Origin of the sequence: Microvirga sp. KLBC 81, from assembly GCF_003075415.1 — a bacterium.
Lineage (GTDB): Bacteria > Pseudomonadota > Alphaproteobacteria > Rhizobiales > Beijerinckiaceae > Microvirga.
This window is the reverse complement of the sequence record NZ_QDAH01000010.1, coordinates 61,308-77,352: the sequence shown is the minus strand read 5'-3', so window position 1 is coordinate 77,352 and position 16,045 is coordinate 61,308. Positions and strand designations below refer to the sequence as shown.

Sequence of the window (16,045 nt, the reverse complement as noted above, 5' to 3'; positions counted from 1 at the left end):
GGTCAGTGTTCTTGAAAAAGCGCGTTACGCGGCCTGCTTGGTCTCAACGGCCTGGGCGCCGTTGGAGGAAATCGGGATGAGCTTCGGCTTCTTGGTCTCGGGCGTCTCGCGCACTAGATCGACGTGAAGCAGACCATTCTCGAGGGCCGCACCCGTCACCTGGACGCCGTCGGCCAGCTGGAAGCGCCGGTCGAAGCTGCGCGCCGCGATGCCCTGATGGAGCACGGCAGCCTTGCGCTCTTCGTTGGGCTTGCGATCGCCGCGCACGGAGAGGGTGTTTTCCTTCACCTCGATGGTGAGGTCCTTGTCGGTAAAGCCGGCAACCGCGATCGAGATGCGATAGGCATTCTCGCCGGTGCGCTCGATGTTGTAGGGCGGGTAGCTCGGAGCCGCGTCGACGCCAACCATCTGGTCGAGCATTGAGAACAGGCGGTCGAAACCGACCGTGTTGCGATACAGGGGAGCAAGATCGAACTGTCGCATGGCATATCCTCCATCAGAAGCAACATGCATTTGTTGAAGATCCACCTTCACAAGGCTGGATCCGAGTCTCGTGACGCCATCGGGCCGCCACGACTTCCATGTGGGAATGGATAGGATTGCGTTCAAGAGGCTCGCCTTGTGAGGGGAAAGCGCCCTATAAAGAAGGTAACAGCCTTGCCATGAGACCTGCCGTGGAATTCTTCCCCACTCCTGATAACCCTGTGCCCGGCGAGCCGGTGCTCACCAGCATCACCACCGCCGACGGCATCGCCTTGCGTGTTGCCTATTGGATGGCCGAAACAGACCAGCCCAAGGGCACGGTTTGCATCCTGCAGGGCAGGGCGGAGTTCATCGAGAAATATTTCGAGACGGTGAGCGATCTTCTCAAGCGTGGTTTTGCGGTGGTGACGTTCGACTGGCGCGGGCAGGGGCTCTCGGGCCGTCAGGTAAAGAAACCCCGCAAAGGCCATGTACGGCGCTTCGCCGATTACCGGCTCGACCTCGAGGCCGTACGCGATCAGATCCTGATGCCCCATATGCCCCAGCCCCATTTCGCGCTCGCGCATTCCATGGGAGGGGCCATTGCGCTCAATGAGGCCTATGAGGGCTGGCTCCCCTTCCGCCGGCTCGTGACCACGACACCGATGATCGCCCTCACCATCGTCAAAAACACGCGCTCCGCGGCCTTCCTTGCATTGGTCTTGCGATTCCTCGGGCTCGGCGAGATGTTCGTTCCCGGCGGCGGCGAAACATCGATCTCCACCATGCCGTTCAAGGGCAATCGCCTCACGAGCGATCCGGTGCGCTACTCTCGCAATGCCAATGCCGCGACCGCTATCGGGCCCGGCGCCATCGGGGCACCGACAGTGGCGTGGATCGATTCCGCTTTCCGCTTCATGAAGTGCTTCACCGCGCCGAACTATGCGCTGAAGATCCGCCTGCCTACGCTCATCATCGCGGCCGGCGAAGACCCGGTTTGCGCGACGCCTGCGACGGAGCGTTTCGCAGCGCGCCTCAAGGCGGGGCACGCCATCGTGATCCCTGGCGCACGGCACGAGATCCTCATGGAGCGCGACGAGATCCGTGAGCAGTTCTGGGCCGCATTCGACGCCTTCATTCCCGGAACGCCCGATCCGGTGTTCGAGCCGAAGGCCGACCTGGGAGCTCTGGCGCATCGTGCGGAAAAGTGGCCCCGTTATTCGCTAGCGCGGCCCTCCGGTTCCGCGCCCAACGATGCGCCGACTGAGAAAGGGAGCATCGGATCGACCCGAGAAGTGGAATCCACTTCTGGATCCGATGCTCGAGGCTTATCGGCTGAGCAGCTCGACGGCAGCCGCGTGGACACGGCGGTCGCCCGCCGCGACGATGCGCCCGCCATTGGCGGCTGAGCCGCCGTCCCAGGTGGTGACAATACCGCCCGCGCCCTCGATAATCGGAACCAGCGCGGCGATGTCGTAGGGTTTGAGGCCCGATTCCACGACGAGATCGATGTGGCCGGCGGCGAGCATGCAATAGGCATAGCAATCGCAGCCATAGCGGGCGAGGCGCGCCACGCTCTCCACGCGGTCATAGGCGCGCAGCTCCTCGCCGGCGAAAAGGCGGGGGCTTGTGGTGGAGATCACGGAGTCTTTGAGCGAGGCGCAACGGCGCGTCATGAGCTTGCGCTCGCCGCCGGGGCCGCGATAGGTGGCGCTGCCGCCATCGCCGAAGAAGCGCTCGCCCGTGAAGGGCTGGTGCATCATGCCGAAGACCGGCCGGCCCTTGTAGGTGAGGCCGATCAGCGTGCCCCAGGTGGGAAGGCCCGAGATGAAGGCGCGCGTGCCGTCGATGGGGTCGAGCACCCACACATAATCGGCATCCGCGTTCTCGGACCCGAACTCCTCGCCGATGATGCCATGGGTGGGGAAGTTGCGCTTGATGAGATGGCGCATGGTGGCTTCGCTCGCCCGGTCCGCTTCCGTCACCGGATCGAAGGCGCCGCCGCGGGACTTGTCCTCCGACGCGATGGCCGTACGGAAGAACGGCATGATCGCCTGGCCGGACGAGGTGGCGAGCTCGTTGACGAAATGCGTGAAGTCGATGAGCCCCATGCCCGGATTTCCTCTTCAATCGTATTGGCTGGCCTTGGCCTGTTGTCGTTCCGCTTTTATCAAGCGTTTTGCGCGCGGCAAGAGCATCGGACCCAAAAGTGGAATGCACTTTTGGGATCGATCCGATGCTCCTGTCTTAAACAGCGCATCGTTTTGCGCGTAAAACCGGAGCCACTTTTCCGCACGATGCGCAACGGAGCAGCGACAGGATAAGGACAAGACGCCCATGGATTCTGCAGCCAAGGTTGCCCCCGCCCGCTCGGAAACCGCCGTGTTTCTCATTGCCTCGCTGGTGGCGATCTACGCGGTGAGTCAATTCCTGCGCAATTCCGTCGGCGTCATTGCCAACGATCTGGCCCGCGAGCTGTCGCTCTCCGCGACCCAGACCGGCCTTCTGTCGAGCGCCTTCTTCTTCACCTTTGCGGCGGTTCAGATCCCGATCGGCATTCTCATCGACCGCTACGGCCCAAAGCGCATCATGCTCGCCACGGCTGTCATCGCAGTCGTCGGAACAGTTCTCTTTGCGCTCGCCCCCTCGGCCTCGCTGCTGATCGTTTCCCGGGCTCTGATTGGGCTTGGCTGCTCCACCTTCTTCATGGCGCCGCTCGTGATCTATGCGCGGCGCTTCCCGCCGCAGCGCTTTGCGAGCCTCACCAGCATCCAGATGGGTGGTGCCAATCTCGGGACGCTCGCCGCCACCGCGCCATTGGCGGCCTCGGCGGCCGCAATCGGCTGGCGCGGCTCGTTTCTCGTCGTGGCGGCAATGACGGTGGTCTTGGCCCTTGTGATCGTCTTCGCCGTACCGAAGGATGCCGACACCACCAACGGGCGGGAGAGCTGGGCCGAGGCCTTCCGAGGTGTCGCCGCTGCCGCGAAGGTGCCGTCCTTCCGGTCGGTCTTCTTCATGCACCTGACCACCTATTCCTGCTTCGTCTCCATTGTCGGCCTCTGGGGCGGGCCATGGCTGACCGATGTTCATGGGGCGGACCTTCCCACGCGCGGGCGCATCCTGCTCTTCGGGGCGGGCGCACAGATCGCCGGCATGCTGCTGTGGGGCGCAATGGACCGGTTTTGGGGCAGCTACAGGAGGCCCGTTTTCCTCGGCGGCGCGACGGCGGTGCTGATGATGGCGATCTTGGTCTTCGTGCCGCTCGATCTCACCCTGGTCTCGGTCTGGTTCGTCCTTTTCGGCTTGAGCGTGTCTTACACGCCCATCCTGACCTCACATGGGAAATCCCTGTTCCCATCGCATCTGACCGGGCGGGGTATCACGCTCATGAACATCGGCACCATGGGCGGCGCCTTTCTCTCCCAGAGCATCACAGGCGTCCTGATCGACCTCATGGGACGCTCGGACACAGGTGCCTACTCGCCTGAAGGGTATCGGCTTGTTTTTGCAGCCCTGGGTAGCTGGCTGCTTCTGAGCCTGTTCTTTTACTTCAACGCAATTGATCCGCATCCGAGCAGATATGCGCCTAAAGCATAGCAAAACTGGAATTCCCACTTGATTTTTGTGCGGCGCGAAGCCAATATTGCAGTGCGATATGGCGATGGCGTCGCCTTGTCGTAGCCCTTCTTGGGCGTTTCCTCCCTAAACTTCGGGCCGCTTTAAGCGGCCTTTTTTCTTTTCTGGACTTAGGTTGAAGCTATTCCGCCGCGATAGGCCGGGTCGTCAGCTCTCCCTCGAGATCCGCAATAACCTGGAGAAAGGCTTGGGATAGATCATCCGCCAGGGTTGCGAAGCCAGGCCTCTTCCCCATGCTTCGCTCGTCCATGTAGAGCGCCCGGTTGATCTCCACCTGCAGCGCATGCCGGCCTAAGGCCGGCTCTCCGTAATGCTCGGTGATGAAGCCGCCTGCATAGGGCTTGTTGCGCACCACCGTATAGCCGCGCCCCCTGAGGGCTGCTTCCACGAGATCGATCAGGAGGCTGGCGCAGGAGGTGCCGTAGCGGTCGCCGAGAACGATATCGGCCTTCAGCCCGTCGTCCCGGCTCACGCTGGAGGATGGCATGGAGTGGCAGTCGATCAGGATGGCGTGGCCGAACAGGTCCGCCGTGCGGCGCACGAGCTGGCGCAAAGCCCGGTGATAGGGCTTGTAGAGCCATTCGATCCTGTGCAGGGCCTCATCCACAGGCAAGCGCGAGTGGTAGATCTCCTGCCCGTCGGCGACGATCCGGGGAATGGTCCCCAAGCCCCCCGCCACCCGCATGGAACGGGTGTTGACAAAAGGCGGCAGCCTTCCGTCGAACATGCGGGAATCGAGCTCGTAGGGCTCCCGGTTGAGGTCGAGATAGGCCCGAGGAAAACGGGCGGCCATGAGCGGTGCGCCCAGCTCAGGGACAGAGGCAAAAAGCTCGTCCACATAGGCGTCCTCCGACCGGCGCAGGGCCACGGCGTCGAGGCGGGACGCGGTCAGGAAGGAGGCTGGGTAGACGGCTCCGGCATGGGGGGCGTTGAAGACGAAGGGAATCGTCTGTGCCGCGGGCTCGCTGAGGACAAAGGGGGGATCGAACTCGTCGACGATGGCTGGCCGCATGAAAATGGCTATTCTTGAAGAGAAATGGCGTTTCTCGATAGTGTAAGGCAGCCGCGCCGCCTGTCCACGACAATATCGTGGGGGTGCTGCGTCGTTCCTTCACGGGTTATTTACCCGTCCGGCGTCATGAAGGCGTGAGATTCATTCGCCACGATTCGGGGCTTGGCAGCCGATGAAGATTCTTCTCGCCGAAGACGACAACGACATGCGGCGCTTTCTGGTGAAGGCGCTGGAGAACGCAGGCTACGAGGTGGCCCCGTTCGACAACGGCCTTTCCGCCTATAACCGCCTGCGCGAGGAGCCGTTCGAACTTCTCCTGACGGACATCGTCATGCCGGAGATGGACGGTATCGAGCTGGCCCGTCGGGCCACCGAGCTCGACCCGGACATCAAGGTCATGTTCATCACCGGCTTCGCCGCCGTGGCCCTGAACCCGGATTCCCAGGCTCCGAAGGATGCGAAGGTGCTTTCCAAGCCCTTCCACCTGCGTGATCTGGTGAGTGAAGTCGATAAAATGATGGCAGCCTAAAAAAGGTTGCTCATCATGACTTGCGCATATGCCCACTTGTGGGTATATCGCCCCCCACAGCCGAGACGGGACGTCAAACATCACCGTTTCCCGGGCGCGTAGCTCAGCGGGAGAGCACTACGTTGACATCGTAGGGGTCGCTGGTTCGATCCCAGCCGCGCCCACCATTTTCTTTTTCCGGCCTTCCCGAGGGGCCGCAGGAGACCGGATATGAAGATCCGTAACTCGTTGAAGTCGATCCGCGGCCGTCACCGCGACAACCAGCTGGTGCGTCGCAAGGGCCGGGTCTACATCATCAACAAGACCCAGAAGCGCTACAAGGCCCGCCAGGGCTAAAGCATCGTGCGGGGAAGTGGACACCGGTTCCCCGCGAGAACGATGCGTCCCTAGGGACAGTGGCGCTGCGGCAACGCCGCACACGCTTTTATGAATTGACCGCGCATGCCGGGATCCTAAAATCCCGGCATGCGCTTTTTTGCGTCCCTTCTGACCCTCATCCTGAGCTTCGCCACGCACCCCTTGAGTGCGCAGGAGGCCGCTCGGCCCAAAGCTCCATCCAAGGACGAGGCGCCCGCATCCCGCCCAGCTCCGAAGCCCGTCACCCTGGATGATCTGTTCGACCGCCTCTTGAAGGCCGGGTCTGAGCGGGAGGCTGAAGGGATCGCCAAGTTGATCGAGCGACGATTCTCTCGCTCCGGCTCCGACACCGCGGACCTGCTCTTGAGCCGGGCCACCGAAGCCTTCACCGAAAAGGATTATCCGCTCGCCATCGAACTGCTCGATCGGGTGCTGGCCCTCCAGCCCAATTGGGCGGAGGCCTGGTATCGTCGGGCGACAGTCTTCTACCAAATCGACGACCCCGTCGGCGCGATGGCCGATCTCCACCGCGCCCTCAAGATCGAGCCCCGCCATTTCAATGCCTGGACCGGGCTCGGCCATATCCTCATGGCCTCGGACGACAAGGCTCGCGCACTCGAGGCCTATCGGCGGGTGCTGAAGATCAATCCTCAAGAATCGAGCGTCCAAACCATCGTGACACGCCTCCTCCCCAATGTAGACGGGACGGATCTCTAACCCACGGTTCACGATGAGTTTTATCTTAAGCCTCTTGGCTGCACTCCTTTTCCTTGTCGTGGCCGGGGCTTTGTTCACCCACGCTTACGGCTGGATCATCGAGCGGCGCTATCCCCCCACGGGACAGTTCATCGAGGTGGACGGCTGTCGGCTTCACTACAGAGATGTCCGGCCGGAAGGTGAGCCGCGCGGCACCATCGTGTTGCTGCACGGGGCCTCCTCCAACCTCGTCGAATCCATGCTGGGCCTCGGTTCGCATCTCGCGCAAAGCTACCGCGTCATCGCCTTCGACCGGCCGGGCCATGGCTGGAGCGAGCGAAAAGGGGGCCTGAGAGGAGCCGACCCTGCCTATCAGGCGGCGCTGATCGCGAGCGCCTTACGCAAACTCGATGTGCGAAATGCTGTGATCGTCGGGCATTCCTGGTCCGGCACCATCGTGCCCCATTTCGCGTTGAACCATCAGGACGTGGCGGGCGCCATCCTCGTTCTCGCGGGAATCACGACGCCGTGGCCCGGCGGCTATATCGGCTGGTATCGGCGCTTCATTGCATCCTGGGCGGGCTGGCTTCTCATGCGCTCGCTCGCGCTGCCCGTGACCCTCGTGCTGCGGCCCTGGATGAAGAGAAAGACGTTTGCCCCACAGCCGCCGCCGCCGGGAATCGTGCGCAGAGGTTTCATCCCGCTCGCCTTCCGGCCGCGTGCCTACGAGGCCAACATGCAGGACTTCGCTGTCATGTATGATGCGGTGTCACGCCAAAGCGACCGCTATCACGAGATCAGCATGCCGGTGGTCGTCGTGGCAGGGGATCGCGACGAGATCGTCTGGACCGATCTGCACAGCCGCGCCTTCGTGCATGCCGTGCCTGGTGCGAAACTGATCCTGATGCCAAGCATCGGGCATATGCCGCAATATGCGGATGGAAAGCGGGTACTGGCCGCCATCGAAGAATTGGCGGAACGGATTGCAAATCCGGAATGTCTTTCGCGAACCTCATCCTGAGGAGGTCGCGCAGCGACCGTCTCGAAGGAGGATCCGGTGCTCTCTGGAATCCCCTTCGAGACGCAGACTGCGTCTGCTCCTCAGGATGAGGGCAGAGTGTTGGATACGCGCTGAGCGTCTTACGCCTGAGCCGCATGCTCCTGATTGACGAAGGCGATGCGCACCATGTTGGTGGCGCCCGGCGTGCCGAAGGGAACGCCCGCCACGATGATGATGCGGTCGCCCACCTCCGCATGGCCTTCGCGCACGGCGAACTTGCAGGCGCGGAACGCCATGTCGTCGATGTCGCTCGCATCCTTGGTGCGGATCGAGTGCACGCCCCACACGAGCGCGAGACGGCGGGCCGTGTCCTGACTCGGGGTCAGCGCAATCAGGGTGGAATTCGGCCGCTCGCGGGCGATGCGGAAGGCCGTGGAGCCGGAGGACGTCCAGGCCGCCATGGTCTTGAGGTTGAGCGTGTCGGCGATCTGGTGCGCGCCGGCGGCAATCGCGTCGGAGCCCGTCGCTTCCGGCTGCGTGTTGAGGGTGCGCATGATCGACCAGTAGTTCTGGTCCTGCTCCACTTCCTCCGCGATGCGGTTCATGGTGGCGACGGCATCGACGGGATACTGGCCCGAGGCGCTTTCCGCCGAGAGCATCACCGCATCCGCGCCGTCATAGACGGCGGTGGCCACGTCCGAGACTTCCGCGCGGGTCGGCACCGGCGAGGTGATCATCGACTCGAGCATCTGCGTTGCCACCACCACCGGCTTGCCGAGGCGGCGCGCGGCGCGCACGATGCGCTTCTGGATGCCCGGCACTTTCTCCAGCGGCATCTCGACGCCCAGATCGCCGCGCGCGACCATGACGGCATCGGAGATCTCCATGATCTCGTCGAGGCGGGCGATGGCCTGCGGCTTCTCGAGCTTCGACATGACGAGCGCCCGCCCGCGCGCAACCTTCTTCACCTCGGCTACGTCCTCTGGGCGCTGCACGAAGGAGAGCGCGATCCAGTCGACGCCCGCATCGAGCGCCGCTTCGAGATCGGAGCGGTCCTTCTCCGTCATGGCCGCGACGGGAATCGTGGTATCCGGAAGGCTCACGCCCTTGCGGTTCGAGATCTTGCCGGCAACTTCGACCATCGTCGTGGCGGAGCCCTGCTTCACGCTTTTGACGCGAAGGCGCAGCTTGCCGTCGTCGATGAGAACCGTGTGGCCGGGCTCGAGGGAGGAGAGGATTTCCGGATGGGGCAGATGCACGCGATTCGTGCCGCCCAGCGCCGTGTCGGCATCGAGCGTGAAGCTCTGGCCCGGCTCCAGCATGGCACTGTCGCCCTCGAACGTGCCCACGCGGAGCTTCGGGCCCTGCAGATCGGCAAGAATGGCGATGGGGCGCTTGTGCTTCGCTTCAACCGCGCGGATCATCGCGACGCGCTCTTTCAGCTTCTCGCGCGGCAGATGACTCATGTTCAGGCGGAACACATCGGCGCCGGCCTGAAAAAGTTTCTCGATCATCTCCTGAGACTCGGAAGCCGGTCCGAGAGTTGCGAGAATCTTCGTTCGCCTTGAGCGTTTCATGGTTGTGTCCCCCCACGGTTCGTGTCTGTCAGCTGAATGGTCCAGCTCTTTTGTTCACCGGTATCGACTTCGAAGAAACCGCTGCGATCGAAGCCCCGGGCCAGGCAATCTTCCGTGCCGCGAATCGTGAATTCCCGCTCGCGGGTGCACATGAAGGAGCGTCCGCTCCATTCGCCGCCCCGGTCGTAATCGATGGCGTAGATGTAATAGAAGCGACCGCCGAGCTGGCCCTTCAGAAGGGTTTCGCAGCCGCGGGCGTTCAGGTTCCACCAGCCTTCCGTGACCCAGCCCTGCGCGTCGCGGTAACCGAGCGCGATGCCGACGCGGCTCGACGTCATGTTGCACAGGCGCAGGTCTGCGCGCGCTGGAGAGGCGGCAGCGAAGAGGCCCCCAAGCAGGAACACGGTCAGCGCAAGGCTCCGCTGCCAGCCGGAAGCCGATATGAGGTTCAAGGCCTTCATGGATGTTGATTCGGTCAACGAGTCAGGAATGAAATCGCACAATGCTTCGAGATCTATGTCGAATCCTTGTCGGTCAGAAGACGGTCCGCATCAAGACAAAAAGGGGCCTCTGCCGACATTGAGCCTGCTAAAAGTCAGCTGTCCGATGGCGGGTAGGTTCGGAAAAGGCGGTTTTCCTCTTTGTCCGGAGAGGGGGAGGCGGTCAGCAAAAGGCCTCTCATGGCTCCGGGCGAGCCACCCAAATTCCCAGCAGAATCAACGCGCCGCCCAAGGATTGGATCAGGGTCAGCGGCTCGCCCAGGATGATCCAGCCGAAAACGGCCGCAGCGATCGCCTCGAGAAAGATCACCAGGGACGAGAAGACCGGGGGCAGGCTGCCCAATGCGATGGAAAGCAGGCCCTGGCCGCCGGCATGACTGACATAGGACATGGCGAACAGAGCCGCCGCTCCCTGCCAGGTCTGCGGCATCACGCGGCTTTCGAAGATCAGCGCCACGAGGAGGAGGAGAGCGGAGGTGATGAGGCTGGCCTCGAAGGTGACCCGCGCCGCCCCGGCGGTCTTGCGCGCCCTGCTGGCAACGATGAAGTAGAGGCCGAAGAAGACAGCGGTGGCGAGGCCATAGAGGTCGCCGGTGAGGCGGGCAGGATGGGCCTGCATGCTCTCGCCGATCAAGGCCGTGCCGCCGAGAAGGCATAAGGCCAGCCCGATGAAGGTGCCCCGCGAAACCTTCTGCCGCAGCACGAGCCAGACTACCAGCACTACGACGAGCGGGGCCATGGTGGCGAAGAAGGTGGCGTTCGCCACCGTGGTCTTGAGAATGGCGAGGTGCCAGACCAGAAGATCGCCCGTGAAGACCAGCCCGGCCAGAACGGTCGCCTTGGAGAAGGGAACGCGCGGCGCGTCAGCAGGCGCCTTCCTTTCTTCGATCCGCATCCAGGCATAAAGCAGCGGCAGGCAGAGAAAGACGCGCCAGAAGGCGCTGGCGAAAGGCCCCACATCGGCCGGTGCTCCGCCCATGCTGGCGGAGGCGAAGCGCACGAAAATCGGGGAAATGCCCATGGCCACTGCGCCGAGGCAGAGGGCAGCAAAAGCGGAGGCAAAGCCGGTCTCAGCGCGTGCCGGGGTCGAGGTGGAGGACATCTTCTTTTTGTGAATCTCTGTTGCGCGGATGGTCGCGTTGTCAGGGGTCGGCGTGCAGGGTAAGGATTTTCCTCCACCGATCAACGTCCTGTTTGTCAGCCCTACATCATGTCCGCCTCTGCCGCGCTCAAGAGCGTCGAGCCCGCCCTTGAGCCCCATCCTGTCGAGATCATCGAGGGTGCTCTCGAATCCGGCCTTCTCCTTCTCTGCGACCACGCCTCCAATGCCGTCCCGCCGGATTTGGGCGACCTTGGCCTGCCGGAGAGCGAATTCCAGCGCCACATCGCCTATGACATCGGGGCCGCCGCGGTCACACGCACGCTCGCCCGCCACCTGAATGCCCCGGCGATCCTCACCCAGTTTTCCCGCCTCATCATCGACCCCAACCGGGGCCGGGATGACCCGACGCTCGTCATGCGCCTCTCCGACGGCGCGGTGGTGCCGGGCAATGCGAGGGTGGACGAGGCGGAGATCCAGAGGCGCATCGAGCGCTTCTACGATCCCTATGACGCTGCTATTTCCACAGCAATCCACAGGGCCATGGCGGCAGGCCATCCGCCCGCCATCGTGACCGTGCACAGCTACACGCCGGTCTGGCGCGGCTGGCCGCGCCCCTGGCATGTCGGGATCCTGTGGGATGCGGATGACCGCTACGCGAAGCCGCTGCTGGAGGGCCTAATGGCCGAGGACGGACTCGTCGTGGGTGACAACGAGCCCTATGATGGGGCGCTTGCCGGCGACACAATCGACCGCCACGCCACGATCCGCGGCCTCGCCAATGCTCTGATCGAGATCCGGCAGGATCTGATCGCCTCGGACGAGGGGGCGGAGGAATGGGCCGAGCGCTTCGCTCGCCTTCTCAGGCCTTTGTCCGAAAAGGCGGATCTGCGTAAGCCGACGATCTTCGGCACGCGCACCCGCGAGCGCCTGCGCCAGCATTGAAGGGAGGGCTCCCATGAAGGATCTCGATACCGCGACCCGAACGGAGCTGGAGGCGGCCGCCTTCAGCAGGCTGCTGGAGCACCTGCGCGAGCGCACGGATGTCCAGAACATCGACCTCATGAATCTCGCAGGCTTTTGCCGCAACTGCCTGTCGAACTGGCTGAAAGACGCCGCCGACGCCAAGGGCGTGGCGCTCTCGAAGGAAGAGAGCCGCACTTACGTCTACGGCATGCCTTACGAGGAGTGGAAGGAGCGCTACCAGAAGGAAGCCTCTCCCGCACAATTGAAGAATTTTGAGGAATCGAAGCCGAAGCATTAAAAGGGCTTCAACTAAATCCAGAATATCACTGGCGCCAATGCCACAATTAAAGGGGCTTCATCATGGATGACGCAGCTTTCAACACCGAATCCGTCGCAGCCGACCAGCTGAAGGCCTTCATCGAGCGCATCGAACGCCTCGAAGAGGAAAAGGCCGGTATCGCGGGCGACATCAAGGACGTCTATGCCGAGGCCAAGGGCAACGGTTTCGACACCAAGGTTCTCCGCAAGATCATTTCCCTGCGTAAGCGCGACTACGCCGAGCGCCAGGAAGAAGAGGCGATCCTCGAGCTCTACATGCAAGCGCTCGGGATGGTTTAAGAGCCCGCTCTCCATCCCATTCTGACCGACGATCTTGGAGGACTTGGCCTTGTCAGCCGTTCTCCAAGTATTCTCCGATGTTCTGCGCAGATACTTGCTCTAACGATCTCTAACGATCACGTCCGCTCCATCTGCCGTTCGATGTCGAGCACCCGCATCGTGGTCTTGAGAACGGAATCGGGGTTGAGGCTGATCGAGTCGATCCCCAAGCGAACGAGATACTCGGCGACTTCCGGATAGTCGGATGGTGCTTGTCCGCAGATGCCCGAATGACGGTGGTTGCGGCGAGCGCCTTCCACCGCAAGCTCGATCATCTTCATGACGCCGGGATCGCGCTCGTCGAAGTCGAAGGCCACAGTCTCCGAGTCGCGGTCCACGCCGAGCGTCAGCTGGGTGAGATCGTTCGAGCCGATCGAGAAGCCGTCGAAGCATTTGGCGAACTCGTCAATCAGGATGACATTGTTGGGGATCTCGCACATCACATAGATCTCCAATCCATTCTCGCCCCGCGTCAGCCCAAACTCGCTCATCTTCGCGATCACGCGCTCCGCCTCCTCCACGCGTCGGCAGAAGGGGACCATCGGAATGATGTTGGTCAGGCCCATACCCTCCCGTGCTCGCTTCAAGGCCGCGCATTCGAGCGCAAAGCCCGGTTCATAAGCAGGGTGAGCGTATCGCGAGGCACCACGAAAGCCGATCATCGGATTGGCCTCGCCCAGCTCGAACGCCTTGCCCCCGATGAGGCTTGCATATTCGTTCGTCTTGAAATCGGAGAGCCGCACGATCACGGGCTTCGGGAAGAATGCGGCCGCAATGGTTCCGATGCCCTCGGACAGGCGTTCGACGAAGAAATCGGACGGCTTCGCGTAGCCCTCTGTCAGGCGCTTGATTTCATCGCGTTCTGCCGGATCGAGTCGCTCCTGATCGATGAGCGCCATGGGATGAACCTTGATGGCGTTGGAGATGATGAACTCCATGCGCGCAAGGCCGACCCCGTCATTGGGCAGGAAGCTCAAGGCGAATGCACTGTCCGGCTCGCCCACATTCATCATGATTTTGGTTGTGGGGCGCGGCATCGCGGAGAGATCGATCTTCTCGACATCGAAGGGGAGAGCGCCTTGATAAATCTTTCCGGTGATCCCTTCCGCGCAGGATACGGTGACGAGATCGCCCGTATGGATCGCACGCGTGGCATTGTCGGTGCCGACGACGGCAGGCAGGCCGAGTTCGCGAGCCACGATGGCGGCATGGCAGGTGCGCCCGCCGCGATTGGTGACGATGGCCGCCGCCGATTTCATGACGGTGCCCCAATCCGGAGACGTGGTGTCAGACACCAGAACCTCGCCGGGCTCGAAGGCGGTCAGATCGGAGGGTTGAGCGATGACGCGAGCCTTGCCCGCCGCGACCTTGGTGCCGACCGCACGGCCGGTCGCCAGCACAAGGCCAGTGCCGGTCAGGTGGTATTCCTCGAGCTTCGTCCGATCGATCCTGGATGCAGCCGTCTCGGGACGGGCCTGGACGATATAGATCTTCTCGTCGATGCCATCCTTGGCCCACTCCACATCCATCGGGCGCTTCTCGCCGGCCTTCGCGCTGTAGTGATCCTCGATCTTGATCGCGTAATCGGCGAGGAGCAGAACCTCCTCATCATCGAGGCAGTACCGCTCTCGATCCTTCTTGTCGGTCGGAATATTGCGGGTGTGGTCACGCGAGCCGCCGTCGGCATAGACCATCTTGATCTTCTTCCCACCAAGAGACCGGCGCAGCACCTGGCGCTTGCCCTGATTGAAGGTGGGCTTGAAGACATAGAACTCGTCGGGATCGACGGCTCCCTGCACCACGTTCTCGCCCAATCCATAGGCAGCCGTGATGAAGACCACGTCGGGAAATCCGGTCTCGGTATCGATGGAGAAGATGACGCCGGACGAGGCGAGATCGGAGCGCACCATCTTCATGACGCCGACGGAGTTCAGAACCTTGAAATGATCGAAGCCGTTGTTGATCCGATAGCGAATGGCCCTGTCGGTGAACAGGCTGGCGAAGCAGCGGCGTACGGCATCCACCACCTGCTGCTCGCCGCTGATGTTGAGATAGCTCTCGTGCTGGCCCGCAAAGCTCGCATTCGGCAGGTCCTCCGCCGTCGCGGAGCTGCGCACGGCGACGGTCAGATCGGATCCGTATTCGTCTTTCAGCTGCTGGTAGGCCTGGCGGATCTCGGCCAGCAGTTCCGGAGGTAGAGGCGTGCTGTAGACGAGTTCCCGCGCCTCGTGTGCGCGTTCCGCCAGATCCGAAAGGTCGTCGGGGTCGACAGGATCGAGGATCGTGTGCAGGCTCGGCCATGCGCCTGCCTGCTGCAAGGTCGCCCGGTATGCCTCAGCCGTTACGGCAAATCCGTTCGGCACCAGCAGGCCCTTCGGCGTGAGCTCCCGGTAAAGCTCTCCGAGGGAGGCGTTCTTACCGCCGACGAGGGACACATCTTCAAGGCCGATATCCTGGAAGAACCTGACGTGATGATAGCCTGAGGACATGGGGAACCCCATTTCGAGATCCGGCAACGGCTGAGTCTGGCCCAGCTTGTCTATTCCATGATCAGAAGGACGAGCCCCTCACATCAGCGGCCCGTGAGGAGCTCACCCGTGAAGGTGCTAAAGCATCGGACCCAGAAGTGGATTCCACTTTTGGGACCCATCCGATGCTTCCTCTTTCAAGCCGAGCATCGTTGATGCGGAACCGGAGGTCCGCGTCAGCGAAAACCGGGTCCACTTTTTAAGCACGATGCTCTAGTGGACGACAAGGACCGGCAGCTTCGAGTGTGAAAGAACTTTCAGGGTCTCGCTGCCGAGAAACATGGCGGAAACACCGCCACGGCCGTGGGATGCCATCACGATCAGATCACAGCCTCGGCCTTCCGCAGTACGAACGATAGCCTGATAAGGTTCGTCATCCTCATGATGGATGAGGGCTGACTCGACGCCTGCATCCGCAGCGACCCTGGCGGCCTCCTCAAGGGTCTTGGACGCCTCCTTCGTCATGTGTTCCTTGAAGGAAGAGGCTGTCTCTTCAAGCTGCGCGGCATTCAGGCTGAAGGTATGAAACCGCTCCGAGACCGTGAGCAGAGTAACCTTGGCGTTTAACGCCTTGGCCAGTTGCACGCCATGCGCGACACCGCGTGATGCCAGAGATGATCCGTCGGTTGCGATCAGAATGTGCCTGTACATAGGAACCTCCTCGCTGGGCTGCTCAGCTTCCCCTCGCGATGGAGCCATGATCAGCCCAACCTTGGATATTGGAATTGATTATAATCCAATTACAGGATGTTACATGCAGTTTTCTCAAGGGCCGGGAGACGGATCGGTTCTCAAGGAGCGCGAGAGCTCTCGCCCTGCGCCAGCGGACGGATCACGTAGCGATGATAACGGCAGCCACGATCATGCCGATGGCTGCTGACAGGCCGACCCAATCCATCACCAGCGCCAGGCGATCATTCGCCGGCGACCGGGATTGGACCTCCAGAATTGGCTCGGCATCCTCGTCCTGCACGGTCTGCTCCACGTATCCAGCGTGATTTCTAGGACTGCGGGCGGATGTAAGCG

At 62.3% G+C, this 16,045-nt stretch carries 17 protein-coding genes, 1 tRNA gene and 1 pseudogene; 10 read left to right on the top strand and 9 right to left on the bottom strand.

Features of this window, described 5'->3' with window-relative positions:
- Positions 1–24: 24 nt before the first annotated feature.
- On the bottom strand, positions 25–483 hold the full coding sequence (locus tag DC522_RS09785; protein WP_116528516.1) for an Hsp20 family protein: 459 nt from the start codon (positions 481–483) through the stop codon (positions 25–27).
- A 179-nt stretch (positions 484–662) separates the two neighbouring features.
- Here DC522_RS09785 and DC522_RS09780 point away from each other — a divergent pair.
- Positions 663–1,607: pseudogene (locus DC522_RS09780) on the top strand (alpha/beta fold hydrolase); the annotation flags it as partial.
- Between the two features lie 183 nt (positions 1,608–1,790).
- Here DC522_RS09780 and hisN read toward each other — a convergent pair.
- Positions 1,791–2,573 carry a histidinol-phosphatase gene (gene hisN, locus DC522_RS09775; protein WP_116528515.1) on the bottom strand — a complete coding sequence of 261 codons (783 nt, stop codon included), beginning with the start codon at positions 2,571–2,573 and terminating at the stop codon, positions 1,791–1,793.
- 226 nt (positions 2,574–2,799) lie between these two features.
- On the opposite strand from hisN, the gene DC522_RS09770 reads away from it, so the two are divergent.
- A complete protein-coding gene (locus tag DC522_RS09770) occupies positions 2,800–4,059 on the top strand; it encodes an MFS transporter (protein ID WP_116528514.1) in 1,260 nt (419 codons plus the stop codon).
- 160 nt (positions 4,060–4,219) lie between these two features.
- Here DC522_RS09770 and DC522_RS09765 read toward each other — a convergent pair whose 3' ends face one another.
- On the bottom strand, positions 4,220–5,110 hold the full coding sequence (locus tag DC522_RS09765; protein ID WP_116528513.1) for an N-formylglutamate amidohydrolase: 891 nt from the start codon (positions 5,108–5,110) through the stop codon (positions 4,220–4,222).
- Between the two features lie 172 nt (positions 5,111–5,282).
- On the opposite strand from DC522_RS09765, the gene cpdR reads away from it, so the two are divergent.
- The 5 genes from cpdR to DC522_RS09740 all read left to right on the top strand — a co-directional run bounded on the left by cpdR (position 5,283) and on the right by DC522_RS09740 (position 7,713).
- Positions 5,283–5,639 carry a cell cycle two-component system response regulator CpdR gene (gene cpdR, locus DC522_RS09760; RefSeq protein ID WP_047191407.1) on the top strand — a complete coding sequence of 119 codons (357 nt, stop codon included), beginning with the start codon at positions 5,283–5,285 and terminating at the stop codon, positions 5,637–5,639.
- 92 nt (positions 5,640–5,731) lie between these two features.
- Positions 5,732–5,806 (top strand) — tRNA-Val (locus DC522_RS09755).
- Between the two features lie 43 nt (positions 5,807–5,849).
- Complete coding sequence (gene ykgO / locus DC522_RS09750; protein ID WP_009763379.1) at positions 5,850–5,975, top strand: type B 50S ribosomal protein L36; 126 nt, start codon at positions 5,850–5,852, stop codon at positions 5,973–5,975.
- 129 nt (positions 5,976–6,104) lie between these two features.
- Complete coding sequence (locus DC522_RS09745) at positions 6,105–6,713, top strand: M48 family metallopeptidase (protein ID WP_116528512.1); 609 nt, start codon at positions 6,105–6,107, stop codon at positions 6,711–6,713.
- A 34-nt stretch (positions 6,714–6,747) separates the two neighbouring features.
- Complete coding sequence (locus DC522_RS09740) at positions 6,748–7,713, top strand: alpha/beta fold hydrolase (RefSeq protein ID WP_205769586.1); 966 nt, start codon at positions 6,748–6,750, stop codon at positions 7,711–7,713.
- Positions 7,714–7,832: 119 nt separating this feature from the next.
- On the opposite strand, the gene pyk is transcribed toward DC522_RS09740, so the two are convergent.
- The 3 genes from pyk to DC522_RS09725 all read right to left on the bottom strand — a co-directional run bounded on the left by pyk (position 7,833) and on the right by DC522_RS09725 (position 10,871).
- A complete protein-coding gene (gene pyk, locus DC522_RS09735) occupies positions 7,833–9,269 on the bottom strand; it encodes a pyruvate kinase (RefSeq protein ID WP_116528510.1) in 1,437 nt (478 codons plus the stop codon).
- Complete coding sequence (locus tag DC522_RS09730; protein ID WP_116528509.1) at positions 9,266–9,730, bottom strand: DUF1036 domain-containing protein; 465 nt, start codon at positions 9,728–9,730, stop codon at positions 9,266–9,268. The genes pyk and DC522_RS09730 overlap by 4 nt, the downstream gene beginning before the upstream one ends.
- Positions 9,731–9,947: 217 nt before the next feature.
- Positions 9,948–10,871: a DMT family transporter gene (locus DC522_RS09725; RefSeq protein WP_116528508.1), complete on the bottom strand. Its 924-nt coding sequence runs from the start codon at positions 10,869–10,871 to the stop codon at positions 9,948–9,950.
- 108 nt (positions 10,872–10,979) lie between these two features.
- Here DC522_RS09725 and DC522_RS09720 point away from each other — a divergent pair, with 108 nt between their 5' ends.
- From DC522_RS09720 to DC522_RS09710, 3 genes are all read left to right on the top strand, one after another.
- Positions 10,980–11,813, top strand: coding sequence for an N-formylglutamate amidohydrolase (locus DC522_RS09720; RefSeq protein ID WP_116528507.1), 834 nt, complete (start codon positions 10,980–10,982; stop codon positions 11,811–11,813).
- A gap of 13 nt (positions 11,814–11,826) precedes the next feature.
- A complete protein-coding gene (locus DC522_RS09715) occupies positions 11,827–12,132 on the top strand; it encodes a DUF1244 domain-containing protein (protein WP_116528506.1) in 306 nt (101 codons plus the stop codon).
- A gap of 62 nt (positions 12,133–12,194) precedes the next feature.
- Positions 12,195–12,452 carry a DUF2312 domain-containing protein gene (locus DC522_RS09710; RefSeq protein WP_036361868.1) on the top strand — a complete coding sequence of 86 codons (258 nt, stop codon included), beginning with the start codon at positions 12,195–12,197 and terminating at the stop codon, positions 12,450–12,452.
- A 116-nt stretch (positions 12,453–12,568) separates the two neighbouring features.
- Here DC522_RS09710 and ppsA read toward each other — a convergent pair whose 3' ends face one another.
- The 3 genes from ppsA to DC522_RS34735 form a co-directional block, all read right to left on the bottom strand.
- The gene (ppsA, locus tag DC522_RS09705; protein WP_116528505.1) at positions 12,569–14,980 is read right to left on the bottom strand and encodes a phosphoenolpyruvate synthase; all 2,412 of its coding nucleotides are present in this window, start codon (positions 14,978–14,980) and stop codon (positions 12,569–12,571) included.
- Between the two features lie 252 nt (positions 14,981–15,232).
- Complete coding sequence (locus DC522_RS09700) at positions 15,233–15,670, bottom strand: universal stress protein (protein WP_116528504.1); 438 nt, start codon at positions 15,668–15,670, stop codon at positions 15,233–15,235.
- A 181-nt stretch (positions 15,671–15,851) separates the two neighbouring features.
- The gene (locus tag DC522_RS34735) at positions 15,852–16,004 is read right to left on the bottom strand and encodes a hypothetical protein (RefSeq protein WP_165820114.1); all 153 of its coding nucleotides are present in this window, start codon (positions 16,002–16,004) and stop codon (positions 15,852–15,854) included.
- Between the last annotated feature and the right edge of the window lie 41 nt (positions 16,005–16,045).

Bases quoted from the DNA above. Each gene is read 5' to 3' on its own strand.
- DC522_RS09785 (WP_116528516.1), bottom strand. From the start codon at position 483: ATGCGACAGTTCGATCTTGCTCCCCTGTATCGCAACACGGTCGGTTTC.
- hisN (WP_116528515.1), bottom strand. From the start codon at position 2,573: ATGGGGCTCATCGACTTCACGCATTTCGTCAACGAGCTCGCCACCTCG.
- DC522_RS09770 (WP_116528514.1), top strand. From the start codon at position 2,800: ATGGATTCTGCAGCCAAGGTTGCCCCCGCCCGCTCGGAAACCGCCGTG.
- DC522_RS09765 (WP_116528513.1), bottom strand. From the start codon at position 5,110: ATGCGGCCAGCCATCGTCGACGAGTTCGATCCCCCCTTTGTCCTCAGC.
- cpdR (WP_047191407.1), top strand. From the start codon at position 5,283: ATGAAGATTCTTCTCGCCGAAGACGACAACGACATGCGGCGCTTTCTG.
- ykgO (WP_009763379.1), top strand. From the start codon at position 5,850: ATGAAGATCCGTAACTCGTTGAAGTCGATCCGCGGCCGTCACCGCGAC.
- DC522_RS09745 (WP_116528512.1), top strand. From the start codon at position 6,105: ATGCGCTTTTTTGCGTCCCTTCTGACCCTCATCCTGAGCTTCGCCACG.
- pyk (WP_116528510.1), bottom strand. From the start codon at position 9,269: ATGAAACGCTCAAGGCGAACGAAGATTCTCGCAACTCTCGGACCGGCT.
- DC522_RS09730 (WP_116528509.1), bottom strand. From the start codon at position 9,730: ATGAAGGCCTTGAACCTCATATCGGCTTCCGGCTGGCAGCGGAGCCTT.
- DC522_RS09725 (WP_116528508.1), bottom strand. From the start codon at position 10,871: ATGTCCTCCACCTCGACCCCGGCACGCGCTGAGACCGGCTTTGCCTCC.
- DC522_RS09720 (WP_116528507.1), top strand. From the start codon at position 10,980: ATGTCCGCCTCTGCCGCGCTCAAGAGCGTCGAGCCCGCCCTTGAGCCC.
- DC522_RS09715 (WP_116528506.1), top strand. From the start codon at position 11,827: ATGAAGGATCTCGATACCGCGACCCGAACGGAGCTGGAGGCGGCCGCC.
- DC522_RS09710 (WP_036361868.1), top strand. From the start codon at position 12,195: ATGGATGACGCAGCTTTCAACACCGAATCCGTCGCAGCCGACCAGCTG.
- ppsA (WP_116528505.1), bottom strand. From the start codon at position 14,980: ATGTCCTCAGGCTATCATCACGTCAGGTTCTTCCAGGATATCGGCCTT.
- DC522_RS09700 (WP_116528504.1), bottom strand. From the start codon at position 15,670: ATGTACAGGCACATTCTGATCGCAACCGACGGATCATCTCTGGCATCA.